Below are 26,425 nucleotides of genomic sequence, written 5' to 3'. Positions count from 1 at the left end.
ACAAACTTTACGATTACACTTTAACCCAAAATCATTAAAGCCGTCTATGCTCTATCATTGTAACACCTTATGAAAAAAATAGCTAGATAAGGTGTTGATTTTGTGTACTCTTTTTCCAATCAAAAGAGCCGAAAAGGGCTAGGATAAGCTATTAAAATCAAATCAATCATCAATTCTTTGACTGAAAAACATTGAATTGCTTGACAAATGGTAGAAAAATAACTCCATAATCTCTGCAGTGGTGTTACCCACTACAGAAATTATAGAGCCCAAAAAGTTTGGAACTCCCCATCCCAAACTTTTTTACATCCCAAATCCTGTCACTGTCACTCCTAAAAGACGCACACCTTTTGTCTGCTCGTCCAAGCTATCATAAATCTCATGTGCAATGCGCTCAATCTGCTCCGCATCTTGCGTTCTTGTCGCTAAGCTCTGCCTTTTTGTCAATGTTGAAAAATCTGCATAGCGAATCTTCAGAACAATCGTCCTACCAGACTTTCCATGTTTTTTTAAACTACGAGCTACCTTTTGTGATAAAAGGGTCAGCTCCTTTTTTATGTCGTCTTCGTTATGGAGCAATTTCCCATAAGTTCTTTCCTTGCCGATAGACTTACGAATACGGTTGACTTTTACTGGTGAATTGCTGATGCCTCTTGCCTTGCGGTAAAGGTCAAATCCAAATCGACCAAACAAGTCAATCAAGGTCATCTCAGGAATTTCTAATAAATCTGCTCCTGTGTAAACGCCCATATCATGCAGCTTTTCCACCGTCTTTTTTCCAACACCGTAAAACTTTGCCACATCCATTTGAGAGAGAAAGGCTTCTGCTTCTTCTGGCAAAATAACCGTCAAACCGTGAGGTTTTTCATAGTCACTAGCTATTTTTGCCAAAAATTTATTGTAGGACACACCAGCAGAACTGGTCAAATGAAGCTCTGTCCATATCTCATGCTGGATTAGCTTGGCTATCTTGACAGCAGATTTCATACCTAACTTATTTTTGGTCACATCCAGATAGGCTTCATCAATACTGATTGGCTCAATCACATCTGTATATCGTTTAAAAATGGCTCGAATTTGCTGACTGACTGCCTGATATTTCTCATAATTTCCCGAAATGAAAATCGCCTGTGGACAACGCTCATAAGCTTCTTTGGAGCTCATGGCTGAGTGAACACCAAACTTTCGTGCCTCATAATTGCAAGTCGAAACAACGCCTCGTCCGCCTGTCAAGCGAGGGTCAGCTCCGATGATAACCGACTTGCCTTTTAGTGCTGGATTGTCTCTTTCTTCTACGGAGGCAAAAAAGGCATCCATATCAATGTGAATGATTTTCCGAGACGTATCATTGATTAAGGGAAAAATTAACATCAATACAGCTCCTTTCTTGACTCTTTTCTTTTCTCCATTATACAATTTTTATCATTTTTTCCAAAATATTTGAAAATATGCTGATTTTTTCAAAAATATAATACAATTTACGCTGATTTTTTAATCTGTATTATAAAAGAAAGTACTTTTATGACCAGATTCCATTTGTGGAAACGATTACTATATGATATACTTATTTTATAAATGTAACAGATTTGTGTTACTAGAAAGATACAAGAGGAAAAAAACATGGTTGTTAAAACTGTTGTCGAAGCACAGGATATTTTTGACAAAGCCTGGGAAGGCTTCAAAGGGGAAGATTGGCGCGAAAAAGCTAGCGTATCTCGTTTTGTACAGGCAAACTACACTCCTTATGACGGAGATGAAAGTTTCTTAGCTGGTCCAACTGAACGCTCTCTTCACATTAAAAAAATTATCGAAGATACAAAAGCACATTATGAAGAAACACGTTTCCCAATGGATACACGTGCTACTTCAATCGCTGATATTCCAGCTGGATATATTGACAAAAATAATGAATTGATTTATGGTATCCAAAATGATGAATTGTTCAAATTAAACTTCATGCCAAAAGGTGGTATCCGTATGGCGGAAACTGCTTTGAAGGAACATGGCTATGAACCAGATCCTAAGATGCATGAAATCTTCACAAAATACGTAACAACTGTAAATGACGGTATTTTCCGTGCCTACACAACAAATATCCGTCGTGCGCGTCACGCACACACTGTAACAGGTTTGCCAGATGCTTATTCACGTGGACGTATCATTGGTGTTTACGCACGTCTTGCTCTTTACGGTGCAGATTACTTGATGGCAGAAAAAGTCGAAGATTGGAATGCTTTGACAGACATTGATGAAGAAACTATTCGTCTTCGCGAAGAAGTCAACCTTCAATACCAATCATTGAAAGAAGTTGTTCGCCTGGGTGACCTTTACGGACTTGATGTTCGTAGACCTGCAATGAATGTAAAAGAAGCTATCCAATGGGTGAATATCGCTTTCATGGCTGTCTGCCGTGTCGTAAATGGTGCTGCTACTTCTCTTGGACGTGTGCCAATCGTTCTTGACATTTATGCAGAACGCGACCTTGCTCGTGGTACTTTCACAGAATCAGAAATCCAAGAATTTGTTGATGACTTCGTCTTGAAACTTCGTACTGTAAAATTTGCTCGTACAAAAGCATACGATCAACTCTACTCAGGTGACCCAACCTTCATCACAACGTCTATGGCAGGTATGGGAAATGATGGTCGTCACCGTGTGACAAAAATGGACTACCGTTTCTTGAATACACTTGACAATATCGGTAACTCTCCAGAGCCAAACTTGACAGTTCTTTGGACAGATAAACTTCCTTACTCATTCCGTCATTACTGCATGCACATGAGTCACAAACACTCTTCTATCCAATACGAAGGTGTAACAACAATGGCGAAAGATGGCTATGGTGAAATGAGTTGTATTTCATGCTGTGTATCACCACTTGACCCAGAAAACGAAGACCAACGTCACAACATCCAGTACTTCGGTGCTCGTGTAAACGTGTTAAAAGCTCTTCTTACAGGTCTTAACGGTGGTTACGATGATGTTCATAAAGATTACAAAGTATTTGATATTGACCCTATCCGCGACGAAGTACTTGAATTTGAATCTGTTAAGGCAAACTTTGAAAAATCGCTCGATTGGTTGACAGATACTTACGTAGATGCTTTGAACATCATTCACTACATGACAGACAAGTACAACTACGAAGCTGTTCAAATGGCCTTTTTACCTACACATCAACGTGCTAACATGGGATTTGGTATCTGTGGATTTGCCAATACAGTTGATACATTGTCAGCTATTAAGTATGCGACAGTCAAACCAATCCGTGACGAAAATGGTTATATCTACGACTACGAAACTACTGGCGAATACCCACGTTGGGGTGAAGACGATCCTCGTTCAAATGAATTGGCAGAATGGTTGATTGAAGCTTACACTACTCGTCTTCGCAGCCATAGACTTTACAAGAATGCAGAAGCGACTGTATCACTTCTCACTATCACTTCGAACGTTGCCTACTCTAAACAAACTGGTAACTCACCAGTCCACAAAGGAGTATACCTCAATGAAGACGGCAGTGTGAACTTATCTAAATTAGAATTCTTCTCACCAGGTGCGAACCCATCTAACAAAGCTCGTGGTGGTTGGTTACAAAACCTCAACTCACTAGCCAGCCTTGACTTTGGCTATGCAGCAGATGGTATCTCTCTCACTACACAAGTTTCACCTCGTGCTCTTGGTAAAACTCGTGAAGAACAAGTGGATAACTTGGTAACGATTCTTGACGGTTACTTTGAAAATGGTGGTCAACACGTCAACTTGAACGTTATGGATCTTAAAGATGTCTATGACAAGATTATGAATGGCGAAGATGTTATCGTTCGTATCTCAGGTTACTGTGTCAATACTAAATACCTTACTAAAGAACAAAAAACTGAATTGACTCAACGTGTCTTCCACGAAGTGCTTTCAATGGATGATGCCCTTAGCTAATTCAATTCTATTCTCAAAAACCAGTTGGAAATTCCAGCTGGTTTTCTTCTTTTTTATGCTATAATAGACTTATTGTTAGTTAAAAGAAAAGGATATAGAAATGGTGGAGAAACGAAATTTAGAAAGGGAAGAACAATTCAATCTAGCTGTTGATGTCTTGATGTTAGCAGGCACACTTTTACTTCAGAGTGGCTCTGAGATTTATCGGGTAGAAGATACGATGATTCGGATTGCCCATTCTCAAGGGATTATAGATTGTAATGCTCTCGCAATGCCAGTTGCCATTTTCTTTTCTATTGAAAACACCAACATTTCGCGGATGAAACGTATCACTCATTCAAATTACAATATTGAAAAGGTGTGCGATGTCAATCAAGTATCGCGTGAACTGGTTAGTGGAGATATCACTCTTGAAGAAGCGTTTGAGAGATTAGCCCAGCTAAAAAAGAAAAAAACACCTTACACAAACAGGCAACTGACACTTGCTGCTACTATTAGTGCCCCTTTTTTCTCTATCATGTTTGGTGGCAATCTCTATGATGCGCTCGGCGCTGCTCTTGCGACCTTCTTTGGCTTTGCCTTTTCTCTTTCGGTCAATAAATACGTGCGCATTCCTTTTGTCACAGCTTTTGCAGGAGCTTTTATTTTTGGTCTGCTGGCACAGATCTGGGCACGCTATTCTAGTTTTCCTTCCAGTGCGGACTTAATCATCGCTGGCGCTGTCATGCCTTTTGTTCCCGGTATTGCTCTGACCAATGCCGTGCGTGATCTGATGACCAATCATCTCAACTCCGGAATGAGCAAAATCTTTGAAACGCTGTTGATTACTTTGGCACTCGGAGCTGGTACTTCCGTAGCTCTTGTCCTCATGAAATAAAAGGTGAACCCATTGACTATTTTACTACAAGCTGCTGCAAGTTTCCTTGCAATTGTAATGTTCTTAATCGTTTTAAATGTTCAAAAAAGTATGTTAATCCCAGGAGGAATCCTTGGAATGTTCATCTGGCTTTTGTATTATGTATTAAAAGGCCCAACAAATGTGATTATTGCTACGTTTATTGCAGCTATTATCGGATCTTGCATTAGTCAAGTTTTGAGCATTCTCTATAAGACCCCTGCTGTCGTCTTTATCTTAGCCATTTTAGCTCCATTAGTTCCGGGCTATCTTTCTTATCGTACAACTGCCTTTTTTGTTACCGGAAATTATAGTCATGCTATGGTTAATGCTACCTTGGTAGTGATTTTAGCCTTGGTCATTTCAATTGGAATGGCAAGTGGTACGGTGGTGCTCAGACTCTACCATTATCTGCAAAAACACCGTTCTTCGTAATTCAACAAAAACAACCAAACCGTCTAAAACCCTTCTTATCTTAAGATGGTCTTTTTCTCAGTTTCCACTTGAATTATGATAAAATGGAATAGAATAATATTTACATGAAACCGAAATATATAGAGGTAATGATGACAATTGGAATTGATAAGATTGGTTTTGCAACAACCAACTATGTATTAAAATTAGAAAATTTAGCAGCCGCACGCAACATTGACCCAGAAAAACTAAGTAAGGGGCTTTTATTAAAAGAAATTAGTATCGCCCCTGTCACAGAGGATATTGTAACCATGGGAGCGAGTGCAGCAGCATCTATTTTGGCCGAAAAAGATAAACAGGCTATTGACATGGTCATCGTGGCCAGCGAATCTGGAATTGACCAAAGCAAGGCTTCTGCTGTTTTTATTCATGGTTTGCTTGGAATTCAGCCATTTGCGCGTAGTTTTGAAATGAAAGAAGCATGCTATAGTGCTACTGCCGCACTGGATTATGCAAAACTACACGTTGAAAAACATCCAGACTCAAAGGTCTTGGTCATCGCTAGTGACATTGCCAAATACGGGATTGGAACACCGGGCGAGCCGACACAAGGCGCTGGTTCGATAGCTATGCTCATCACTAGTCATCCACGAATTCTAGCCTTCAATGAGGACAATGTCGCTCAAACACGAGATATTATGGACTTTTGGCGACCAAACTATTCGACAACGCCGTTTGTCAATGGCATGTATTCTACGCAACAGTATTTAGATAGTCTAAAAACAACTTGGGCAGAGTACCAAAAGCGCAATCAAGTCTCTTTGAAAGATTTTGCAGCAGTTTGTTTTCACTTACCTTATCCAAAGCTAGCTTTAAAAGGTATGCGGAAAATCATGGATAAGACATTGCCAAGCGAACAACAAGCACAACTGCAAGAAAATTTTGAGCAATCTATTCTTTACAGTCAAAAAGTAGGTAACATTTATACTGGCTCCCTCTTTTTAGGTCTCCTTTCCCTGCTTGAAAATAGTACGACACTCAAAGCAGGTAACCGCATTGCGCTCTTTAGCTACGGAAGCGGAGCTGTATCAGAAATCTTTAGTGGGCAGCTCGTAGCAGGTTTTGAGCAGCAGCTTGAAGCCAATCGTATGGAAAAACTTGACAGCCGTACGCCTCTGAGCATTCCAGATTATGAGAAGGTATTTTTTGAAGAAGCAGAACTAGATGAAAATGGCTCTGCTAGCTTTACAGGCTATGAAAATCAAGACTTTGCCTTAGCAGAAATCGTAGAACACCAACGTACATACATCAAGGTGGAAAAATAATTATGAAGATAAGTTGGACGGGCTTTTCAAAAAAATCGCTTCAAGAACGTTTGCAAATTTTAAAAGACTATCACTTACTAAACGAGAATAATCAAACAAACCTTGAGCATAATCACATGCTCCCTCTCTCAACAGCAGACCAAATGAGCGAAAATGTTCTGGCGACATTTGCTCTGCCCTACTCTTTCGTTCCTGATGTTGTGGTAGACGAGCAAGTTTATCAGGTACCTTTCGTAACAGAAGAACCCTCTGTCGTTGCGGCTGCTAGCTTTGCAGCAAAAATTATTAAGCGCTCTGGAGGCTTCAAAACGACTATTCACAATCGTCAAATGATTGGACAGGTTGCTCTTTATCAAGTAGAAAATATTGAAGCGGCTATAAAAAATATCCAAAATCACAAGCAAGAATTGTTAGAGCTGGCCAATCAAGCACACCCGTCGATTGTCAACCGCGGAGGTGGTGCGCGTGATTTACGTGTAGAATGGCTAAATGGCGAAGCTGAATTTTTAGTCGTTTATCTAACAGTTGACACCCAAGAAGCTATGGGCGCCAATATCCTCAATACCATGCTAGAAGCGTTGAAAACACCATTAGAAGAGTTGACTGGCGGTGAAAGCCTGATAGCAATTCTATCAAATTATGCAACAGAAGCCTTAGTAACTGCCACCTGTGAAATTGATCTTCGTTTTCTTAGTCGAAATAAATCAGAAGCCATTGACATTGCTAAAAAAATCGTGCTGGCAAGCCAATTTGCCAAGCAAGACCCTTATCGTGCCAGCACCCACAATAAAGGCATTTTCAACGGAATTGATGCTGTCGTATTAGCGACAGGAAATGACTGGCGGGCGATTGAAGCTGGTGCGCATGCCTACGCTAGTAGAAATGGTTCCTATCAAGGATTGACTACTTGGTCAATCAAGGAAGTTACTCAAACGCTCTGCGGAGAGATTACGCTTCCTCTTCCCATTGCTACCAAAGGGGGCTCCATTGGGCTCAACCCTACGGTGGAAGTTAGCTTTGACTTGCTAAAACAACCAACCGCCAAAGAGTTAGCCAGTATTATTGCGTCTATCGGCTTAGCGCAAAATTTTGCGGCTCTAAAAGCCCTGGTCAGCACCGGTATCCAGCACGGTCACATGAAGCTACAAGCCAAATCTCTCGCTCTTTTAGCAGGAGCTAAGGATACAGAAATCGCTCTTCTGGTTTCTCAACTCATTTCTGAGAAACATTTTAGTTTCAAAAGAGCACAAGAAATTTTAGAAAACATTCGTCAAAAATCATAGAAAAAAAAGAATCCGATAAGTGAAAAAACTCATCGGATTTCTTTATTTAGTTGATCTTGTGCTTCTCGCAAACGTCCATACAAAAGATAAGGCACTCGTCTTAATTCCGGCAAATTTTGGCAACCAAGTGCACACATAATCAAACGCAAATCTTCTTTCCAACCGTTTACAATCGTGATGACTTCATCCACCGAATATGTCTCAATCAATTCTAACATGGTGCGTGAAAGTCCTACAGCCTTAGCTCCTAACACAAAAGCCTTCACCATATCAAGCGGCTGCCGTACGCCACCACTCACCAAAATATCCATTTTATCCATCATCGGTTGAGCATTTAGTAAGACTTGGAGTGTCGATTGCCCCCAATCATTGAGATAGTCTCGATTGCCACCGCGCCTGTTTTCAATATAGGCGAAGCTCGTTCCGCCACGACCAGAAAGATCAACCGTTCGAATACCGAGGTCATAAGCAGTTTCGATCGTTGCCAAATCCATACCAAAGCCAACCTCTTTCAACACTACCGGGACTGTGCTTTGCTCAGCATAGTCTTTTAAATGTGCTCGCCAAGTTTTAAAAGAGCGTTCTCCTTCTGGCATGAGCAATTCTTGCATGAGATTGACATGTACTTGCAAAAAAAGAGGATGAAGATCTGTGATTGCCTGCTGACCTAGGGAATACGGCTTATCCACTCCAATATTAGTGGCAAGGAGCAGGTTGGGCTTGTCTTTGCTGACAGCATAAGAATCATCTGCTGGATTATTCACGGCAGCACTGTAAGAGCCTGTGACAAAGAGAATACCGCAGGATTCTGCAACTTGTGCCAAGCGCTGATTGATGTCTTTCCCTTTCTCACTTCCACCTGTCATAGCATTGATGTAAAACGGAAATTCCCAATCTTTGCCTGCAAACTGCGTCGTCAAATCCATCTCGTCCAAATCATACTTAGGAAGCGAGCAATGAATAAGCTCCATGTCATCAAAACTGTTGTAGCCAGAGGTTTGCTCCAAAGCATACTTTATGTGCTCGTCTTTACGATTTTCACTCATTTATTCCCACCTCTCCTTATATAAAAGGACAACCTCTGCCCTTTGCCAACGTTCCACTAAGATTTGACTGGCTTGCGAATCAAAAGACAATGCTATGCCGCAGTCGCCACCGCCAGCACCGCTACTCTTTGCCACACAGTCCAATCCTTGACTGGCTCTTTTTAAAGCTCTCAGTTTTTCATTGTAAATAGCGGGGCTAAGTTCCGCCAATAGGTCGCTAACCTTTTCTAGGCTTTCTTTCATAATTTCCTTCTCACCAGCAAGCAGCGCCTTCTCCAGTCGAAGAACTTCTTCTTGTGTTTGTGTTAGAAAACTGGATGAAATTGCTGATTTGACCTGATTGATCAGATCTCTAGAAATAGCTGGTTCTTTTGTCCAGCCTACAAGAAAGTCAAACGTAAGTTGTGGTTGAATCCTCCGAATGACGTATCCCCAATCTTGGGATATTACCTGTTTTAAGGGCGACTCATTGATCTGCTCCGCTATTCTTTTGCGGTCAAAAGATTGGTAATAAATCAAATCTTCATAAGCGATACAAGCCACATCTCCCATTGAGCCATTGTCACCACGTTTAAGAAGAACATAAGCTGCTAGCTTAAAAGTTTCATCAGCAGATAAAGCTAGGTCATACAAGACTGCTATCGCGCGTATGGTTAAAACTACGACACTCCCACTAGAACCAAGACCAATTTTTTTCCCACCTCGCTCCATTTTTCCAGTAATGGTTAAGGAAAAAGGACGTAGTGAAATGGATTGACTTTGTAAAAACTCATTCATAACAGCAACCGTATCCTGAATGAGACTGTACTCATCATCAGGCGTCAAGTCTACAACATGCTCAAACATATCTGAAAACAACTGATAACGTTCAGAAAAATGAATTTTTCCCGTCATATAAATCGGAATATTTTTCAGAATCGCGCCTTGTCCCGCTGTCAATACAGAGTATTCCCCTGCCAAATACAATTTCCCACATGTTCTTACTGTTTTAGTCATCTGGCAATTCCTTCGTTTTAGAGACAATGAGGCGGTATTTTGTTGCAAATATCGGCACCAAATGCTCCAAATCTTCTTCCAAACACAACACTTTTACATTTGGTCCTGCATCCATAGTGAAATAACAACGCTCTCCTTGACTGCGTAATTGTTTGATGAAGTCCATTGCTTCATAGCTTTTTTCGGTCAGGTAAGAAAAAGCTGGCGTTGCTGTCTTAGTGGTAGCATGCATGGCAAGCGCATTTTTTTCTGTTAATTCTCCCACCTTAGCAAAATCATTGTTAGACAAATAAGTCAGCATAGCTTTATAATCTTCTTCTGACTGTCTCACCCAATCATCAAATGTCGTGGAGGTTTCTGCACAGCGTTTCATTCCCTCACGACTTGAAATCGGCTTTTTCTGATCGTACAAAACCAGCATTATCATCGCTAATTTCAAATCTGTCTCCACTGGATAAATCTCTCCGCTATCCTTGTCCCAAGCTGCAATCGGTCCATAAAAACTCCGTGAAGAAGATCCAGAAGCTAATTTTGCTTTTTGTGCTAGTTCTTTTGTGGACAAGTGCAATTCAAAAAAGTCATTACAAGCCTTAACGAGCGCAGACAAACCGCTCGAACTAGATGAAAGTCCTGCTGCTGTCGGCATATTATTGTTGGTATCAATTCGTACAAAACCAGCTCCTTGAGGACGAAAACGATCTACAATATTACTCATTTTTTTATGTTCAGCTTGATCTTGCAGAACACCATTGATGTAAAATTCATCTGACTGGGCACTTGCTGGTAAGCTAGACAGAGTTGTTTCTGTGTACATATTTTCCAAGGTCAAAGAAATACTGCTCGTCGCAGGAATTATCTTGACAGTATCTTTCTTACCCCAATATTTGATGATGGCAATATTGGCATAAGACCGCACCTTTACAGGCTTTCGATCCATGTGTTCACCGCTCCTTTCTCCCTCAATAAATCGGCTAAACTGACAGCCTTTTCTTTGCTCGCCACTAGAGCGATAATGCAGCCACCTAGACCACCACCACTCATTTTCGCACCAAGCGCTCCATTTTCTTGCGCTGTGGCAACAAGTCGATCGGCTTCAGGGCAACTCACGCCTAGATTTTTTAAGCTGAGGTGAGCTTCTGACATAGCTATCCCGATTCTCTCTAAATCTTTTACTTTCAAAGCTTCTTCAACTTCAGTGGTTAATTTTCCAAGCTGATGAAGGTAAGGCAAAGCGGTCATTCCTAGCTGCTTAACTTTTTGAATGGCCTCGCGCGTATTCCCATAAATCCCTGTGTCTGCAATCACAAGATAGGCTCCAAGATTCGTCTCAAACTCTGAAAAACCAACATTTTTGATGAATTTAATAGCACGATCGCTTAAGCATGTCTTAGCATCTAAACCACTCGGATTCATGTGGGCAATCATCTCCGCTCGATTGGCTAAAATTTCCAGAGTTTCCCTATCCAACCCCTGCTCATAGTAATCAAAAACAGCTCGAATCGCAGCAATACTCACTGCCGCAGAAGAACCCATTCCGCGCTTTTCAGGCACCATTGACTCAATCTCACAGCGAATATAAGCCTCTTGCACCCCTAGAAATTCCAAAGAAGCAAAAACCGCCATAGAAAGAGTATCTTCTTCATACAAAATCCACGCATGATCTGACGGCAAAATGCGACAAGTCACTTCAATATTAGTTAAAGGTAGAGCCAAAGCAGGGTAGCCATAGACAACGGCATGCTCCCCTATCAAAATAATCTTACTATGTGCCCGACCGACACCTACTTTTTTTGTCATATTCTCTCTCTACATCACAATACTTCATCTATTATTTTAATATAATTCATAGAAAAAAGCGATCGTTAGTAGTCAATTCCTTTTATATTCCAAACTAATTTATTTCAACTTTTAAAACAGCGAAAAAGAGCAGGAAATCCAGCTCTTATCCTAACTGTCTTCATTTTACAGATTTTGTTTAATCAAATCCATAAGCTTATTGCGGTCTAAAATCCACTGCGCACGTTCGTCTTTCTCATACGTTCGGTTGGAAAGGAAGATGACCGCTTTCTGCTGTAAACGATTAAACATAATAAACGTTCCAGTATAGCCTGTGTGCTGCAACCACTCTTTGTCTAAATCCCAAGCAAGACTGCGTGTTTTTCCAATCTCCTTTGAGAAATTTTTTGTCAAAGTTGCTACAAAGTCATCCTGTAAATAATGCTCCAAAAAGAGCTCCAAATCCCGAACTGTAGAAAACAAGCCTGCACTACCAGCATGTCTGCCCAACACACGCGCTTTGGGGTCATGTACAATCCCTGCTTTCACACCGCGAACCGTTGGCACCGCTTGTGCGACAGGACCAAACGCTGTTTCTTTCATACCCCAAGGCTGAAAAATTTTCCGCTCAAAAATGTCACTCAAAGAAGAATGAAAAATTTCTTCTACCATAAAACCTAGCAACAAAAAATTTACATCAGTATAACGAAAATGCTTGTTATCAAGCACTTTCAAATGATTTAGCGCCTCTTTCAATTCGACCGCATTGAGTGCATCTCGATTGGGGATAAAGGGATCTAGCCCTGATGTGTGAGTAGCCAGCTGACCTACCGTGACAGAATTGTCATGAAAAGCGGGATAATATTGTGTTAGCGGTGCATCTAAATCTAGTTTTTCCTCATGGAATAGAACAGCCAAAATCGTTCCGACACCCACAACCTTGCTGACACTCGCCAAATCATACACTAAACCTGCTTGAGTCTTCTCACCTCGCTCAGGATTACTCTCACCAAGATAATATTCTTGCCATTTTCCCTGAGTATACAAAGCTAAGCTGGCTCCAGGATAGATTTGTTGTGCTATCTGTTCTTCGACTTTTGAGAGTATCTTGCTTGAACTCATACCGCTTCAATCCAAACTTCAATTTGGCTCTCATCTTTGGTCAGGAAAAATTTGCCCGATTTAGGTATAAAATTTTCTCTTCCTTGAAATAATGCTTGCAAATCCGCCACATCAAACTGCTCAACTGTAAATTTAATCATTGCCAAATCCCAAGTTTGAGTACTCTCCGTCAGCAAATCTGGTCCGCTTGCTGGTGAGAATGTTAGAATAGACTGACTTCCTAGCCATTCCTGATAAAAAGTGACTGCTTTTTCCTTATCTGGAGCATTGATATGAATCTGCTCCATAGTAAATTGACTGAGCCCAACAAAATCCTCTAATGGCGCAAATGCTGGTGCTATCATCACTCTCTGTAAGGCTGTCCAGTCTTTCTCGCTATGCAGCAAAAATCTATCTCCTTCTGGTGAAGTTGCTTCAAAAGCATAGCCATTATCACCTTGGTAAAGATAATCTACCTTGCTGCCACGCGCTAAAAGTGCTTCAATTTCTCGTGGATTGGCTACTTTGATGACAATTTTCGCTAATTTCTTAGTCCCAACAACTTTGCGAGTGCGCATACTGGGCGACTCCTCTAGCTGCAATTTTTCAACTTTTGTCTGATCTCCAAGGCTGACAAAAGCTCCTTCCTCTAGCAAATTTTTCATTCCTAAAGTTTGACAATAAAATGCGAGATTGTTTTTTCGATTATTGATTTTTAATACTGGTATCGTATTTACAATTTTATTTGTTGAACACATAAATTCCTCCAAGCCTTTCTATTTTAAATAATTTTTGTGTATTTTACAAATATTTATGTAAAAATAGAAAAAATTGTGCTATTACTGATAAATATTTTGTGCCACTACCAGCTCATTTGCCGACTCAAATTCATATTGAAGGTAAGACTGATAAGTTCCCGGCGCAATAATCCCACGCATATCTAAAATGGCTGTTCCAGCCTGTCCGATAATGCTATCGGCTAGCAGACAACAATTGGTAGACAGGATAAAATAAGTCTTAAAACGACTTGTTTTAAACTTATATAAACGAGCACCCAACTCATGCTTCAACTTATAAGCGTACGTGCGCTTACCATCTTTCAAATCTGCTGGTGGATTCCAGACTTCCAGCAACTCATCAATCTCAGCCAACCGCTTCTCCACAGCGCGCTTCTGTTCATCAGTCAGAGACAAACCATAGCCAAATAAGGTTTTTTTGCTTTCTTCTTTGCACAAGTCAATATAAGCATCTTTATCCACTTTAAACAAAACACCGTCTCCGATCGTGCCAAACAAGCGCTCTGAAAAGACATCATAACTGCCATAAGAAATAACTTTTCCTTTATAGCAAATATCAACGTGACCAATCATCCCAAAAAGATTCTGGTCTGATGTATGAATCAGCACTTCTAAGTCAACTAGCTTTTGTTCATCTCGAATACGGCTGTAAACCTTTTGGTGTTCTCGTTTTTCACCCTGCAAAAAACGATTAAAACGATTCAGTTGCTCTGCTGGGAAAAAGGCAGCGATAATGACAGGCAAGTTGATTCGAATACGGCGCCGAAGCTGCTTTTGTTCCACATCGGTGTTGAACATAAGACCGTCTCGAACGTTAGAAAAGCCTAGTAATATCAGATAAATACCAACAATCAAAAATTGCATCCGACCATCCGTGCTAGGAGAAAAGACAGTTGTCAGTCCAATCCCACCATAAAGCAAGGTATCAAAAAGATAACGGAAACCGCCTTTTAGCTTATTTTGACGGTAAAGAAGATAAGTAATGCCATAGACTGCCGCTGTACACAGCTGATAACAGCCTAATATAATAATGACAATATTGACTGGCAGATTGCTGGCACGGTTAAGAGAGCCAACAACCAGCCCCACCAAAACATGGAGGAGGGCAGAACCAAGACTGATACGATTTTTCTTCACTAAGAAACGGAAAAAAAGATTGATAACTCCGACAAATAAAAAGTAAATGACCAATAAATCTAGGGCAAATTTTGTAAAATCAACACCGTTTGCAATAATAATAACGCCAAAAAGAACCGCCAAAATACCGAACAATAGAGTCCGTCTCCCACTTAGTTTATCTAATTCCATTTCATCTCTCCCAAACAAAAGGTAGGAGCGGGACAAAAATTGCTACTTTGCAAAAAATCAGTTTTGCTGTCTCACTCCCATTACTGTTATTATCCTTACTCTTTAGTATAGCATTTTATATTAGCAAGCGCCTAGTCACTTATCCATTTTTTCGCTCAATCTTATCTCTTCGTTATCAAAAAACGGCTCGTAACGAACCGTTTCTTTTTTGACAACTTACCCATAAATCATCTTGTAAAGTGCTACTGCAGCAATACCGGCAAGAATTGGAGATACGACTGGCACCCAAGCATACCACCATTTTGAATCTCCTTTATGTTCACCAAGAACTGATTTTGGAAGAAGGAAATGAAGAATACGTGGGCCTAAGTCACGTGCAGGGTTCAAACCTGGACCTGTAGGACCACCAAGTGACGTTACCAATGCCATGACAAGGAAACCAAGTGCTAAGTGGGCAACAGCAAGTCCGGCATTGATGTGAGAACCAATTGCAACTTTTCCTTGGATTTGAGTAGCATCCACTCCACGAGTAGCAGCATATTTAACAACTTCTGCACCAAAATAGTTTTTGGTCATGGCCATTGCTGCAAAGAACAAGATAAATGAACCAATAAATTCATTGACAAAACCATTTATCATAGAAGCAGCATGTGATTTCTTGCTTCCGTCATCCGTATTTACAATAGTTGAAAATGATCCCAAAATCGCATTAGGATTTGTTGTTTGCAAATAGTAAGGGCGGTGACTTGCTACTACTAATGCTTGTCCAAATATCGCTCCCAATAATTGTGCAATAATGTAAGGCGCAACTTGTGCCCAAGGGAAGTATCCGCTAATCGCAAGTCCTAGTGTGAATGCAGGATTGATATGGTTTCCTGATACATTTCCAAACATAAGAGCAGGAATCATAACCCCCATACCATAACCAACTGCAATCACCAACCAGCCACTTTGATGACCCTTTGTTCCCTTTAATTCAACGTTGGCAACAGCCCCGTTCCCCAAAATAATGAGAATTGCCGTTCCAAGAAATTCTGTGATATATTTCACAGTCCATGTGACATCCATTTTTATTCTCCTCTTTAATTAAAAAAATTTTAGACAAATCCTATTTTATCAGTTACAATGGATAATGTAAAGGTTATTTTTTGACAAAGTGTAAAAAGGAGTAAAAATATGCGCTATAATCAGTATAGTTATACACCAGAAACAAACAAAAAAATGCTGGCTGAAATGGAAAGCATTGGATTTTCTTTCCACCCAGAGTATTCTGATAAAGAAAATTTAGAGACTTTTGTACGTAGAACTTTTTTTAATTATAAAAATACAGACTATGCTTTAAAGTCTTTGGTTGCCAATTCAAAAACAGACTTACTCAGCTTTTTTACGTCCAATCAGGAATTGACAGCAGAGATTTTTTATACCATTATTTTTCAATTGCTGGAATTTGTGCCCTTTGTTGACTTCGACGATGTAGAAACATTCCGCAAGGACGTGAACTTTCCCATTACCTATGGAAATCTGCTCGAAAATCTCTATCAGTTGCTCAACACACGCACCAAAAACGGCAATCTCTTGATTGATAAGTTGGTAAGCGAAGGCTTGATCCCTGAAGACAATACCTACCACTATTTCAATGGTAAAAGTCTTGCGACCTTTACTAGCCATAATGCTATCCGCGAAGTGGTCTATGTGGAATCGCGCGTGGATACCGACGAAGATGGGCTGCCTGATTTGATTAAAGTCAGCATCATTCGTCCTCATTTTGATGGACAAATTCCTGCTGTCATGACTGCTAGCCCTTATCACCAAGGAACCAACGACAAAGCCAGCGACAAAGCACTTTATAACATGAATGTGAATTTGGTTAAAAAAGAGGCCGGAAAAATCACCGTCCATGACTCTGAAGTTTGCTTGGTTGAACCACAAGGTCAAGCAATATTGGTGGAGCAAGCAGAAGAAACACTCGGTCATATCGGAACTTATACACTCAATGACTACCTTCTTCCTCGTGGTTTTGCTAATTTATATGTATCAGGTGTGGGAACCAAGGACTCTGAGGGGCTTATGACGAGCGGAGATTATTATCAAATTGAAGCCTATAAAAACGTTATTGATTGGCTCAATGGTCGTTGCCGTGCTTTCACAGACCATACCAGACAGCGAGAAATCAAAGCCACTTGGTCCAATGGAAAGGTTGCTACAACAGGAATCTCTTACCTCGGAACTCTGTCAAATGGGCTAGCTACAACTGGCGTAGATGGTCTTGAGGTCATTATTGCTGAAGCTGGCATTTCTTCTTGGTACAATTATTATCGTGAAAATGGTTTAGTGACAAGTCCTGGGGGCTATCCTGGTGAAGATTTTGACTCTTTGACTGAATTAACTTACTCACGCAATCTTCTAGCAGGTGAACGTCTTCGTCACGATGCTGAGTATCAAAAAAGCCTCAAATCATTAAAAGAAAATCTCGACCGCAAAACAGGGGACTACAATCAATTTTGGCATGACCGCAACTATCTAATTCACGCGCACAAGGTCAAAGCCGAAGTCGTCTTTACGCATGGCTCCCAAGACTGGAATGTCAAGCCGCTCAATGTGTACAACATGTTCCACGCCCTGCCACAAAACATCAAAAAGCATTTGTTTTTCCACAACGGCGCTCACGTTTACATGAACAATTGGCAATCCATTGACTTTCGTGAGTCCATGAATGCACTTCTCAGCAAGAAACTGCTAGGCTACAATTCTCACTTTGAATTGCCAACCGTGATCTGGCAAGACAATAGTCAAGCACAAAGCTGGTTGTCACTAGAGACTTTCGGCAATCCAGAACACTACACTCATTTCAATCTAGGTAGTACTACTCAAGATATTCAAAATGCTTACTCTGAGACGGACTACAAGCGTTTCAGCAAGACCTATCAAACCTTCAAAAATGAACTCTTTGACGGAAAAGTCAATCAAGTGACCGTTGACTTCACCTTAGAAAAAGACCTTTTCCTTAACGGCCCCGTCAAGCTCAATCTGCGCCTTAAATCCAGCACCGATAAAGGCTTGATTTCCGCACAGCTGTTAGATTTTGGACAAGCTAAACGTCTCACCCCAATTCCTGGCGTCCTTGCACCAAAAGTCATGGACAATGGTCGCTTTTATATGCTGGATCATTTAATGGAATTGCCTTTCAAAGAGACACCGCATCGTGTTGTGACAAAAGGATTTCTCAATCTGCAAAACCGCAACAATCTGCTAACCGTCGAAGAAGTCACACCAGACCAATGGTTAGAATTTTCTTTTGAATTGCAGCCAACCATTTACAAAATGAAAATAGGCGATATACTTCGCCTCGTCCTTTACACAACCGACTTTGAGCACACCGTCCGCGATAATACTGACTATCATTTGACCATTGACCTAGCAAACTCTAGCTTAGATGTGCCAGATATGGTAAAATAAGATGTTAATGTTTGAAAATTAAGGAGAACCAAAACAATGATGAATATGCAATCAATGATGAAACAAGCACAAAAATTACAAAAACAAATGGAAAAAGGGCAAGCCGAGCTTGCTGCAACAGAATTTGTTGGCAAATCTGCCCAAGACCTCGTGGTCGCAACTCTTACAGGTGATAAAAAAGTCGTCAAAATCGACTTCCAAGAAGCCGTTGTCGACCCAGAAGACTTAGAAACTTTATCTGACATGACAACCCAAGCTATCAACGCTGCCCTCGCAGAAATTGATGCCGCAACTAAGAAAAAATTAGGTGCCTTTGCAGGCAAAATGCCGTTTTAAAACAAATCTCAAAAAGCCTACCCCCTCCTAGTTCATTGCTAAGAGGGGGCTATTTTATGTAAAATTAAAGAAATCAAAGGCTTTATTAAGGAGTAAATCTGTATATTTTGGATTGTCTTTCAGCTCTTTAATGGAACTTTGCACCAGTTGAACATCATCCGTTATGATACCGTCAACATTCAAGCGGAAAGATTTTGCAATGCTGTTTACATCGTTGACCGTCCAATCATAGAGCAATTTATCTGCTTGCCACAACTTAGAAACAAAGTTTTCATCTAGTGTGGAGTATTCCATAGTATAACCACTAGCTTTGGTTCGTGGGAAGATTGTATTATAAGGCAGGATAAAAAAGCTTTTAATGCTAGCATCGTATTTCACAACTTTTTCAATCACGCGATAGTCCAATGAGTGCATTTGATGACCGTACTTTTTAATCGTTGGGCCATATTTTTTCAAAAAGCGCTCCATCATATCCGAAGAATCTTTTTTGCTGGTTTTGATTTCAATGAGCAACCGCTGCCCCAATTCGTTGGCACGGTTGAGATACGCATCAAAACTGGAAATTTTTGTCCGATAGCCATTTTCTGAAACCTCTAAAGCAGTTAGTTCTGCCAAGGTCAAATCCTGCGGACTTGCATTGACACCCGCCAAATTGAAAAGATTAGCATCGTGCATCATGACAAATTGACCATCTTTTGTCTCTTGTACATCCATTTCTATGTAATCTGGTTTCAGCAAAGCCGTCTTTTCCAATGACTGAATCGTATTTTGTACACCATTTTCCTGCGACACTCCTCGGTGAGAAATCGTAACAGGAACCGTTTCCAATGGAAAAATGAGATACATATAACCTTCCACAGCAAAGAATATAGAAGCAATGGAAATCACAAGCCAGCGCAAAACGCGATCGAACTTCCTCCGCGGATAATCCGCCAAACCTTGCTCAGTCAGAAAAGAAACAAATTTAATCAAGAAATAGCTCAACATCAGATAGTGAGCATTTTTCAGCAACACATAATTCATCACACCAGCAATCGTTGCCACTAGATTGGACTGACCGTCCGCATAACTTTGAAAGAACAATAATGGAATAGTGATGGCAAAAAAGAACAAAAAACTCTTGGTAACAATCCAAAATAACTGCCAAGAATAGAATACCAAACGCTTACGCGTTTTTTCCAAACTAAATTGAACCGCTTCTCTGACGGAAACATTCTCAATCAGAATCTTGGGCAAAGCAAACATCAAACGGACAGCAACCAATAACATCAGCCATACAAGTAGAGTCAGGACGACAGCACCCCAAAAATACGTCTCTTTCAAATAAGTTAAGATAAAATTTGGAACTAAAATTTTGTTTAGATAGTAAATTTTGAGGATTTTTCGGAGAAAAGGAAAGAGCAGAGCGATGTAGAGCAAGACAAACAAGATTTTACTAGGACGTGCCTGCTTTAAGATGAGTAAACTGTCTGCTATGGTTTTCTTGGTAAACTTCAAGAGGGTTCGCTTGTCTTGAGTCAATAGATTGTGCGCTCCTAAAAAAAGAAGTGTGATTTGAACATAAGCGACCAACAGATTGGCTAAAAACAAGAGGATAAAAGCCAGAGTAACTAGAGGATGACTAGACAACACTCCAACTACATTGTTATACGATAGAAATTGATAACCCGTCTGACGAAGCAAAGTACCTGCCGCCCACGAATTAAAAGGCAACCAAGCATATTCTGTCAGCATAAAAATAATAAAAAACAAAAATAGAATTTTATCAAGATTTTGATAGAGTTTTTGAAAACCTAAACGCTGTTGTTTCATCATTCTCCTTTAACTTATTTTTCATCAACTGAAGCATAAAGAGGATTTGCTAGACGGATTAAGTCAGCATAATCTTGTTTTAATGCTTCAAAAACTATTCTGACCTCTGTCGGAATCTCCACATGCGCAATGTTGTTCTTTCCTTTTGGCCCATATCCAGCTGCATTGTCTGTTAAACGGGGAATTTCTCCCATTAACAAACTTATATAACGCTCCATTTCCCACATGCCATGAATCTGCTGTTTAAAACCGAACTGTCCTTCTTTTACTACCACTTCCGCATGATATGCAGCAAAATTGATAATTTTCTTTTCCTTAGAGAGGTACTTTCTAAGCCCTGCGTCCATTCGTTCCTGCATAGTGGCATCCTGACAAAAAATAATAGACTGATAATCAATCTTTTCGTGCTCCAACAAATCCAATAAATAAGTGATGTTGTTTCCACAATTGGTCGAGCGGCACTCCAAATAATCAGCTGCTAAGTTATACTTTTCTTTCAAGTAAGCATTGAAAATTTCTGCCTCTGACAAAGTTTGTGTTTCTATTTTCGGATACTCTTTAGCGACTACTTGGCGCAAAGTATCAGTCGTATGACCCGCGCCACCAACAATCACATAAATCTTTGCGATATTCGCGAACATAGCCTGCGCTAGAATATTTCCACCCGCTAGAATACTCCCACCAAACAGCACCATGACATCAGCCTGTTTTAGGCTATATTTATCTTCTAAAGCTTTCTGTGTTAATTCTGGCAAATCGCGTTTTCCACAAAAAGAGCCAAGGATATTGATATTGTTTGATAGTTCTTCCTTTACCATACCTTTCATTCTATAAAAAAATCTCAGTTTCTTCAACCGAGATTCTCTCTATTTTCCAAACAATCTTGCAAAGAAGCCTTTCTGCTCTTGTGCTTGAACTTTTTCTTTAGCTTCATCCAATTCTAATAGCAACGTTTCACGTTCATTCATGGCCTTAGCAGTCAATTGCTGCTGCTGGTCTAATTGCTTATCTTTTTCAGCAATTTGCACATCTTTCACGCGCAACTGTTCATCTTTTTTAGCTAATTGCACATCTTTTGCTTTTAACTGGTCATACAAACGCACAATTTCTGCATTTTTCTCATCTACCAAAATTTCCATGAGCTCACGCTGCTTGACATCTTCGCTGACCGGTTCATCTTCAAAAATCGTCTTTTTGTAAATTTCTTCCAGCTTTATCAAACCGCTGCGTGTCACAACGGTGACCCCTTTTTCATTCTTGTCGGTATCTTCGGGCGCAAGAGTTTTGACCCGATTGTTCATCGCCTGACGGCTAATTCCTAAAATCTCGGCTAGCTCGCTGACTGTCTTTTCAATTGCCATAATTTCCTCTGAAACTTTTTCTAGATATATACCTAAATCTTATCATATCAAGGCTTAACTGTCAAATTTGCTCCGGATTTCAAGGAATTTCATCACATTTATGATACAATAAATTTGACATATTCATTTAAAGAAAGAAGTACAATGAACCATTTTGATACAATCGTGATAGGCGGAGGACCTGCTGGTATGATGGCTGCTATTTCCAGCTCCTTTCATGGACAAAAAACTCTCCTCTTAGAAAAAAATAAACGCTTGGGTAAGAAGCTCGCCGGAACAGGTGGCGGACGCTGCAATGTGACGAATAATGGCACTTTAGAAGATTTATTAGCTGGCATACCAGTCAACGGTCGCTTCCTCTACAGCGTCTTTTCCCAGTTTGACAATCATGACATCCTGAATTTTTTCACCGAGAATGGCGTGAAACTTAAAGTGGAAGACCACGGGCGCGTTTTCCCAACAACAGACAAATCTTCTACAATTATTGAAGCCTTGGAACAAAAAATAAAAGAGCTGGGTGCTACAATCAAGACACAGACAGAAGTGGTTTCTGTAAAGAAAAACGCGGATTGCTTTATCATCAAGTCAAGTGAACACATTTGGAGCAGCGACCGATTGATTGTCACCACAGGTGGTAAATCCTATCCTTCAACCGGCTCTACTGGCTTTGGCTATGAGATTGCACGCCATTTCAACCATACGATAACAGAGCTAGAAGCTGCAGAAAGCCCACTTTTGACAGACTTTCCACACAAGGCTTTACAGGGGATTTCATTAGCTAATGTCACCATCCGTTATAATAAACACATCATTACCCACGACCTGCTCTTTACTCATTTTGGTTTATCTGGTCCAGCTGCTCTACGGATGTCCAGTTTCCTCAAAGGTGGTGAAACCATTTATTTAGATGTCTTACCACAGTTTTCTGCGGAAGATTTGGCAGCATTTTTAGAAAATAACCGAGAAAAATCGCTCAAAAATAGCCTCAAACAATTACTTCCTGAACGTCTTGCAGACTTTTTCGCGCAACCATTCCCTGAAAAAGTCAAACAATTGACTGGAAAAGAAAAAGAAGAGCTCATTCAACAGCTAAAAGCTCTACCGATTCCTATTACCGGCAAAATGTCTCTAGCCAAATCTTTTGTGACCAAAGGCGGTGTCAGTCTTAAGGAAATCAATCCCAAGACTTTAGAAAGTAAACTAGTTTCTGGGCTTTATTTTGCTGGCGAAGTGCTGGATATCAATGCTCATACCGGTGGATTTAATATTACAGTCGCTCTCTGTACTGGCTGGGTCGCTGGAAGTGTGGAATACTAAAAATAGAGCAAATGCTACCATGCAGAACACTAGTATTTGCCCTATTTTTTATTTTACTTGTGAACGTATGCTTGGATAACATCTGCTACATATTGAGCTGTTCCAACTCCAAATTGGTCAATATTTTTCTTAAATTCAGGATTTGCCACGTAGCCTTTTCCAATAAAAGCGAAAACTTCCAGAGAACAATCAAAGGCATAGGTATTCATTGCTTGAAATAACTGCTCGGCTTCTGATAAATTCTCTTGTGCTTCCACAGCTAGACCTTTTTGCATATTATTAGCTAGATTGCGAAAAACTTTGTTAAATGCTTCCGTCGTCTCAGTTTCTTTGCCAACTTGTCGTACACGAGACTCGTCCATTACTTCTTGACCGTATGTTTCAACCGCTTGATGATAATAATTTGCATGCTCATCGTAGGTAAATCCAACAAATTTTTCTTGTGTCGTCATTTTTCTTTCTCCTTTTTGAGCTTGAATTGTCTTTTGTAAGGTGGAAATCAAGGTATCCAAACGCTCCCTTTCCTGCTGCAAAAACTGCAGTTGCTTGTTCAAGTGAGGCAATAGTTCCTGCTCTTCCTGACTTAGCAGCTCTGCTATTTTCTTTAAAGAAAATCCAAGATATTTGTAAAATAAAATAATTTGCAGGCGCTCTAAATCTGCTTCACTATAAAGGCGATACCCGTTTCCAGACTTTTGCGGCACAAGCAAACCTATTTTATCATAGTGATGCAGTGTTTTGACAGAAATACCTGAAAGCTGCGCAGCTTCTTTGATTTGATACATCATTTCCTCCTTACAAATCTCATTATAAACCCTCCCCTTAGGTCAAAGTCAATACTTTTTTAAAAATATTTTCCTCCCAATAGAGTTATCACAAAGTACGACCTTGCTTTTCACCAAAATCGCTAACGTTGCTTGCAAAGCAAATCTCAACACCATTCGCTTTTCAAACTTGGACGAACACCACTCAAACTAAAAGCTTCGTTTGCTTCCTTCACTACTTCAACAGCCCATTGGATTGTCGAAACCTTTCGAAGACGAGACTAACAACTACAAATTTTCAATTTTTAAACTCTAATTGATCTAGATAAGCTCACAAATCAATTAAGGAAGAAAAGAAAATTGTAACAAACATTGACTTGAATTATATCAAACTTGGTATGTCTTAAAAATTAGACTTAAAAAGAAGTTATAAAGAAAAATTAGCAGATTTATGGAGAAACAATAAAAAAATTGTTTGGAGATAGAGCAATAGTTGATATAAAATCGACAGAATATCAAAGAATTATGAATATCTATGGAGAGACTGTGGGATATGATTACTTAAGTAGAATCAATTCAACAATTAGAAAAACTATACAATTAGCTCAATCAGATAAAATAGTTCTTGATGATTTTACAAGTAACGTAGAACTCTTTGCAGGAAAGGAAGCTCAAAAAAACGAGGAAAAATATATTCATAGTGTTGAGGATTATCATAGATTAGTAAACTATCTGGAAAAAAAATTAGACTATGAGACAACAGTTATATATCATGTTCTATATATCATAGCTAAAACAGGCATGAGGTATGGAGAAGCAATTGGTATAACTGATGATGATACAAAGTTAGAAGACCATTATTTATACACACATAGAAGATATAACACTACAACATGGGGGTGGACAAAAGCAAAAAATGATACCTCCATACGAGCAGTACCAATAGATAACAAAACTATTGAGATTATAACGGAGTTAAGAAAAGAACAAATTCATGTCAATGCAATTCTAGAGCGAACAAATAAAGAGAAGTTTCTCTTTTTCCATTATGGATTAGAGCATGATATACCATCTGTTGCCACAGCAAATAAAGCCCTTAAAAATATTTTAAATGAACTAAATATTCAGCCAGTGATAACCACAAAAGGGTTACGTCATACCTACGGCTCATATCTATTACACAATAATGTTGACATGGGAGTAGTTGCAAAAATACTAGGTCACAAAGATATCCAAATGTTGATAAAGGTATATGGTCATACTATGACAGAAAGAATTGATAAAGAGTTCAAAGAGGTAGAATCTATCATGGATAGACATAATTGGGGTACAATTTGGGGTACGATAAAGAAAAACATCAAAAAAAGCCCAGTAGAATAAGATTTCTACTGGGCTAGTACTATACCGGCGGCCGGGGTCGAACCGGCACGTCCTTGCGGACACTGGATTTTGAGTCCAGCGCGTCTGCCAATTCCGCCACGCCGGCAAAGTTAAACTGGGGTAGCTGGATTCGAACCAACGCATGAGGGAGTCAAAGTCCCTTGCCTTACCGCTTGGCTATACCCCAATAATATAAAATAGGCGAGTGATGGGGATCGAACCCACGCATGCCAGAGCCACAATCTGGTGTGTTAACCACTTCACCACACCCGCCATATCACAATAAACACGGGCAGTAGGAATTGAACCCACACTGAAGGTTTTGGAGACCTTAGTTCTACCTTTAAACTATGCCCGTAAAGGTATGGAAGGAGAGGGATTCGAACCCCCGAACCCGAAGGAGCGGATTTACAGTCCGCCGCGTTTAGCCTCTTCGCTACCCTTCCTGATATTAAACTGATATGGCGCGAGACGGAATCGAACCGCCGACACATGGAGCTTCAATCCATTGCTCTACCAACTGAGCTACCGAGCCTACTTATTGCGGGAGCAGGATTTGAACCTACGACCTTCGGGTTATGAGCCCGACGAGCTACCTAGCTGCTCCATCCCGCGCTATTCCTACTAAGGAGGATGTGGGATTCGAACCCACGCACGCTTTTACACGCCTGACGGTTTTCAAGACCGTTCCCTTCAGCCGGACTTGGGTAATCCTCCAATAAAATTTTTATAGTCCGTACGGGATTCGAACCCGTGTTACCGCCGTGAAAAGGCGGTGTCTTAACCCCTTGACCAACGGACCATATATCGTAAAATGGGCACGAGTGGACTCGAACCACCGACCTCACGCTTATCAGGCGTGCGCTCTAACCACCTGAGCTACGCGCCCAAGTCCAAAAACTTGGTATGGTTGAACATCTCTGTTCAAAGCGGGTGACGAGAATCGAACTCGCGACAACAGCTTGGAAGGCTGTAGTTTTACCACTAAACTACACCCGCTTAAAGAAATGGGAGTTAACGGGATCGAACCGCTGACCCTCTGCTTGTAAGGCAGATGCTCTCCCAGCTGAGCTAAACTCCCAAAAAGGAAGTATCTCTACTTCCTATCCTTGCTAAGCGACT

21 protein-coding genes, 12 tRNA genes and 1 pseudogene are annotated in these 26,425 nt (G+C 40.3%); 9 read left to right on the top strand and 25 right to left on the bottom strand.

The window, feature by feature from the left end; genetic code table 11:
• Window positions 1-303 precede the first annotated feature (303 nt).
• Window positions 304-1,371 (bottom strand): DNA polymerase IV, encoded by a 1,068-nt coding sequence (gene dinB, locus ACOMA9_RS09580; protein WP_003027061.1) that lies wholly within the window; start codon window positions 1,369-1,371, stop codon window positions 304-306.
• A gap of 249 nt (window positions 1,372-1,620) precedes the next feature.
• Here dinB and pflB point away from each other — a divergent pair, with 249 nt between their 5' ends.
• From pflB to ACOMA9_RS09555, 5 genes are all read left to right on the top strand, one after another.
• Complete coding sequence (gene pflB / locus ACOMA9_RS09575) at window positions 1,621-3,936, top strand: formate C-acetyltransferase (RefSeq protein ID WP_330945396.1); 2,316 nt, start codon at window positions 1,621-1,623, stop codon at window positions 3,934-3,936.
• 100 nt (window positions 3,937-4,036) lie between these two features.
• Window positions 4,037-4,813 carry a threonine/serine exporter family protein gene (locus ACOMA9_RS09570; protein WP_247906017.1) on the top strand — a complete coding sequence of 259 codons (777 nt, stop codon included), beginning with the start codon at window positions 4,037-4,039 and terminating at the stop codon, window positions 4,811-4,813.
• A 3-nt stretch (window positions 4,814-4,816) separates the two neighbouring features.
• Window positions 4,817-5,266 (top strand): threonine/serine exporter family protein, encoded by a 450-nt coding sequence (locus ACOMA9_RS09565; RefSeq protein WP_119005828.1) that lies wholly within the window; start codon window positions 4,817-4,819, stop codon window positions 5,264-5,266.
• A gap of 131 nt (window positions 5,267-5,397) precedes the next feature.
• Window positions 5,398-6,570 carry a hydroxymethylglutaryl-CoA synthase gene (locus tag ACOMA9_RS09560; protein WP_151380513.1) on the top strand — a complete coding sequence of 391 codons (1,173 nt, stop codon included), beginning with the start codon at window positions 5,398-5,400 and terminating at the stop codon, window positions 6,568-6,570.
• A 2-nt stretch (window positions 6,571-6,572) separates the two neighbouring features.
• Window positions 6,573-7,853 carry a hydroxymethylglutaryl-CoA reductase, degradative gene (locus ACOMA9_RS09555; protein WP_330945397.1) on the top strand — a complete coding sequence of 427 codons (1,281 nt, stop codon included), beginning with the start codon at window positions 6,573-6,575 and terminating at the stop codon, window positions 7,851-7,853.
• 29 nt (window positions 7,854-7,882) lie between these two features.
• Here the strand turns inward: ACOMA9_RS09555 and fni are convergent, their stop codons facing one another.
• The 8 genes from fni to gla form a co-directional block, all read right to left on the bottom strand.
• Window positions 7,883-8,899, bottom strand: a complete 1,017-nt coding sequence (gene fni / locus ACOMA9_RS09550; RefSeq protein ID WP_049534508.1) for a type 2 isopentenyl-diphosphate Delta-isomerase — start codon at window positions 8,897-8,899, stop codon at window positions 7,883-7,885.
• A complete protein-coding gene (locus tag ACOMA9_RS09545) occupies window positions 8,900-9,895 on the bottom strand; it encodes a phosphomevalonate kinase (protein WP_330945398.1) in 996 nt (331 codons plus the stop codon).
• The gene (gene mvaD / locus ACOMA9_RS09540; RefSeq protein WP_151380516.1) at window positions 9,888-10,832 is read right to left on the bottom strand and encodes a diphosphomevalonate decarboxylase; all 945 of its coding nucleotides are present in this window, start codon (window positions 10,830-10,832) and stop codon (window positions 9,888-9,890) included. The genes ACOMA9_RS09545 and mvaD overlap by 8 nt, the downstream gene beginning before the upstream one ends.
• Complete coding sequence (mvk, locus tag ACOMA9_RS09535) at window positions 10,814-11,692, bottom strand: mevalonate kinase (protein ID WP_421425359.1); 879 nt, start codon at window positions 11,690-11,692, stop codon at window positions 10,814-10,816. Before mvk ends, mvaD begins: the two co-directional genes overlap by 19 nt.
• A gap of 165 nt (window positions 11,693-11,857) precedes the next feature.
• Window positions 11,858-12,793, bottom strand: a complete 936-nt coding sequence (locus ACOMA9_RS09530) for a serine hydrolase domain-containing protein (RefSeq protein ID WP_421425357.1) — start codon at window positions 12,791-12,793, stop codon at window positions 11,858-11,860.
• On the bottom strand, window positions 12,790-13,530 hold the full coding sequence (locus ACOMA9_RS09525; protein ID WP_421425355.1) for a CppA N-terminal domain-containing protein: 741 nt from the start codon (window positions 13,528-13,530) through the stop codon (window positions 12,790-12,792). The genes ACOMA9_RS09530 and ACOMA9_RS09525 overlap by 4 nt, the downstream gene beginning before the upstream one ends.
• 81 nt (window positions 13,531-13,611) lie before the next feature.
• Complete coding sequence (locus tag ACOMA9_RS09520) at window positions 13,612-14,877, bottom strand: hypothetical protein (protein ID WP_106383876.1); 1,266 nt, start codon at window positions 14,875-14,877, stop codon at window positions 13,612-13,614.
• 216 nt (window positions 14,878-15,093) lie between these two features.
• A complete protein-coding gene (gene gla / locus ACOMA9_RS09515; protein WP_003033015.1) occupies window positions 15,094-15,945 on the bottom strand; it encodes an aquaglyceroporin Gla in 852 nt (283 codons plus the stop codon).
• Between the two features lie 108 nt (window positions 15,946-16,053).
• On the opposite strand from gla, the gene ACOMA9_RS09510 reads away from it, so the two are divergent.
• On the top strand, window positions 16,054-18,333 hold the full coding sequence (locus tag ACOMA9_RS09510) for a Xaa-Pro dipeptidyl-peptidase (protein ID WP_421425351.1): 2,280 nt from the start codon (window positions 16,054-16,056) through the stop codon (window positions 18,331-18,333).
• A 36-nt stretch (window positions 18,334-18,369) separates the two neighbouring features.
• Window positions 18,370-18,669 (top strand): YbaB/EbfC family nucleoid-associated protein, encoded by a 300-nt coding sequence (locus ACOMA9_RS09505; RefSeq protein WP_022526525.1) that lies wholly within the window; start codon window positions 18,370-18,372, stop codon window positions 18,667-18,669.
• Between the two features lie 54 nt (window positions 18,670-18,723).
• Here the strand turns inward: ACOMA9_RS09505 and ACOMA9_RS09500 are convergent, their stop codons facing one another.
• Genes ACOMA9_RS09500 through ACOMA9_RS09490 form a run of 3 tightly spaced genes read right to left on the bottom strand, consistent with a single transcriptional unit; the run spans window position 18,724 to window position 21,842 of the window.
• On the bottom strand, window positions 18,724-20,481 hold the full coding sequence (locus ACOMA9_RS09500; protein ID WP_421425364.1) for a glycerophosphoryl diester phosphodiesterase membrane domain-containing protein: 1,758 nt from the start codon (window positions 20,479-20,481) through the stop codon (window positions 18,724-18,726).
• A 14-nt stretch (window positions 20,482-20,495) separates the two neighbouring features.
• Window positions 20,496-21,299: a YdcF family protein gene (locus ACOMA9_RS09495; RefSeq protein WP_151380540.1), complete on the bottom strand. Its 804-nt coding sequence runs from the start codon at window positions 21,297-21,299 to the stop codon at window positions 20,496-20,498.
• 48 nt (window positions 21,300-21,347) lie between these two features.
• Complete coding sequence (locus ACOMA9_RS09490) at window positions 21,348-21,842, bottom strand: DUF536 domain-containing protein (protein WP_151380541.1); 495 nt, start codon at window positions 21,840-21,842, stop codon at window positions 21,348-21,350.
• A 144-nt stretch (window positions 21,843-21,986) separates the two neighbouring features.
• On the opposite strand from ACOMA9_RS09490, the gene aao reads away from it, so the two are divergent.
• Window positions 21,987-23,159: an aminoacetone oxidase gene (gene aao / locus ACOMA9_RS09485; protein ID WP_330945403.1), complete on the top strand. Its 1,173-nt coding sequence runs from the start codon at window positions 21,987-21,989 to the stop codon at window positions 23,157-23,159.
• A gap of 53 nt (window positions 23,160-23,212) precedes the next feature.
• Here the strand turns inward: aao and ACOMA9_RS09480 are convergent, their stop codons facing one another.
• Window positions 23,213-23,944, bottom strand: coding sequence for a MerR family transcriptional regulator (locus tag ACOMA9_RS09480; RefSeq protein WP_330945405.1), 732 nt, complete (start codon window positions 23,942-23,944; stop codon window positions 23,213-23,215).
• A 364-nt stretch (window positions 23,945-24,308) separates the two neighbouring features.
• Between ACOMA9_RS09480 and ACOMA9_RS09475 the strand changes: the two are divergent.
• Window positions 24,309-25,240, top strand: a pseudogene (locus tag ACOMA9_RS09475) (tyrosine-type recombinase/integrase); the annotation flags it as partial.
• An 85-nt stretch (window positions 25,241-25,325) separates the two neighbouring features.
• On the opposite strand, the gene ACOMA9_RS09470 reads toward ACOMA9_RS09475, so the two are convergent.
• From ACOMA9_RS09470 to ACOMA9_RS09415, 12 genes are all read right to left on the bottom strand, one after another.
• Window positions 25,326-25,409, bottom strand: a tRNA-Leu gene (locus ACOMA9_RS09470).
• Window positions 25,410-25,418: 9 nt separating this feature from the next.
• A tRNA-Gln gene (locus ACOMA9_RS09465) sits at window positions 25,419-25,490 on the bottom strand.
• A gap of 13 nt (window positions 25,491-25,503) precedes the next feature.
• Window positions 25,504-25,576: transfer RNA gene (locus ACOMA9_RS09460), tRNA-His, on the bottom strand.
• 14 nt (window positions 25,577-25,590) lie between these two features.
• A tRNA-Trp gene (locus ACOMA9_RS09455) sits at window positions 25,591-25,661 on the bottom strand.
• Window positions 25,662-25,668: 7 nt separating this feature from the next.
• Window positions 25,669-25,749, bottom strand: a tRNA-Tyr gene (locus ACOMA9_RS09450).
• Between the two features lie 16 nt (window positions 25,750-25,765).
• Window positions 25,766-25,838 (bottom strand) — tRNA-Phe (locus tag ACOMA9_RS09445).
• 6 nt (window positions 25,839-25,844) lie between these two features.
• A tRNA-Met gene (locus ACOMA9_RS09440) sits at window positions 25,845-25,918 on the bottom strand.
• Between the two features lie 12 nt (window positions 25,919-25,930).
• Window positions 25,931-26,020 (bottom strand) — tRNA-Ser (locus tag ACOMA9_RS09435).
• Window positions 26,021-26,033: 13 nt separating this feature from the next.
• Window positions 26,034-26,105: transfer RNA gene (locus tag ACOMA9_RS09430), tRNA-Glu, on the bottom strand.
• A 13-nt stretch (window positions 26,106-26,118) separates the two neighbouring features.
• A tRNA-Ile gene (locus ACOMA9_RS09425) sits at window positions 26,119-26,192 on the bottom strand.
• A 39-nt stretch (window positions 26,193-26,231) separates the two neighbouring features.
• Window positions 26,232-26,302, bottom strand: a tRNA-Gly gene (locus tag ACOMA9_RS09420).
• A 9-nt stretch (window positions 26,303-26,311) separates the two neighbouring features.
• Window positions 26,312-26,384, bottom strand: a tRNA-Val gene (locus ACOMA9_RS09415).
• Window positions 26,385-26,425: the final 41 nt, after the last annotated feature.

The organism is Streptococcus atopicus, assembly GCF_049166725.1.
Classification (GTDB): domain Bacteria; phylum Bacillota; class Bacilli; order Lactobacillales; family Streptococcaceae; genus Streptococcus; species Streptococcus hominis.
The sequence above is the reverse complement of the archived record's forward strand: the minus strand, read 5'-3'. Positions and strand labels throughout refer to the sequence as shown.

Coding starts and splice junctions, on each gene's coding strand:
- dinB (WP_003027061.1), bottom strand. CDS start 1,371: ATGTTAATTTTTCCCTTAATCAATGATACGTCTCGGAAAATCATTCAC.
- pflB (WP_330945396.1), top strand. CDS start 1,621: ATGGTTGTTAAAACTGTTGTCGAAGCACAGGATATTTTTGACAAAGCC.
- ACOMA9_RS09570 (WP_247906017.1), top strand. CDS start 4,037: ATGGTGGAGAAACGAAATTTAGAAAGGGAAGAACAATTCAATCTAGCT.
- ACOMA9_RS09560 (WP_151380513.1), top strand. CDS start 5,398: ATGACAATTGGAATTGATAAGATTGGTTTTGCAACAACCAACTATGTA.
- ACOMA9_RS09555 (WP_330945397.1), top strand. CDS start 6,573: ATGAAGATAAGTTGGACGGGCTTTTCAAAAAAATCGCTTCAAGAACGT.
- fni (WP_049534508.1), bottom strand. CDS start 8,899: ATGAGTGAAAATCGTAAAGACGAGCACATAAAGTATGCTTTGGAGCAA.
- ACOMA9_RS09545 (WP_330945398.1), bottom strand. CDS start 9,895: ATGACTAAAACAGTAAGAACATGTGGGAAATTGTATTTGGCAGGGGAA.
- mvaD (WP_151380516.1), bottom strand. CDS start 10,832: ATGGATCGAAAGCCTGTAAAGGTGCGGTCTTATGCCAATATTGCCATC.
- mvk (WP_421425359.1), bottom strand. CDS start 11,692: ATGACAAAAAAAGTAGGTGTCGGTCGGGCACATAGTAAGATTATTTTG.
- ACOMA9_RS09530 (WP_421425357.1), bottom strand. CDS start 12,793: ATGAGTTCAAGCAAGATACTCTCAAAAGTCGAAGAACAGATAGCACAA.
- ACOMA9_RS09525 (WP_421425355.1), bottom strand. CDS start 13,530: ATGTGTTCAACAAATAAAATTGTAAATACGATACCAGTATTAAAAATC.
- ACOMA9_RS09520 (WP_106383876.1), bottom strand. CDS start 14,877: ATGGAATTAGATAAACTAAGTGGGAGACGGACTCTATTGTTCGGTATT.
- gla (WP_003033015.1), bottom strand. CDS start 15,945: ATGGATGTCACATGGACTGTGAAATATATCACAGAATTTCTTGGAACG.
- ACOMA9_RS09510 (WP_421425351.1), top strand. CDS start 16,054: ATGCGCTATAATCAGTATAGTTATACACCAGAAACAAACAAAAAAATG.
- ACOMA9_RS09505 (WP_022526525.1), top strand. CDS start 18,370: ATGATGAATATGCAATCAATGATGAAACAAGCACAAAAATTACAAAAA.
- ACOMA9_RS09500 (WP_421425364.1), bottom strand. CDS start 20,481: ATGAAACAACAGCGTTTAGGTTTTCAAAAACTCTATCAAAATCTTGAT.
- ACOMA9_RS09495 (WP_151380540.1), bottom strand. CDS start 21,299: ATGGTAAAGGAAGAACTATCAAACAATATCAATATCCTTGGCTCTTTT.
- ACOMA9_RS09490 (WP_151380541.1), bottom strand. CDS start 21,842: ATGGCAATTGAAAAGACAGTCAGCGAGCTAGCCGAGATTTTAGGAATT.
- aao (WP_330945403.1), top strand. CDS start 21,987: ATGAACCATTTTGATACAATCGTGATAGGCGGAGGACCTGCTGGTATG.
- ACOMA9_RS09480 (WP_330945405.1), bottom strand. CDS start 23,944: ATGTATCAAATCAAAGAAGCTGCGCAGCTTTCAGGTATTTCTGTCAAA.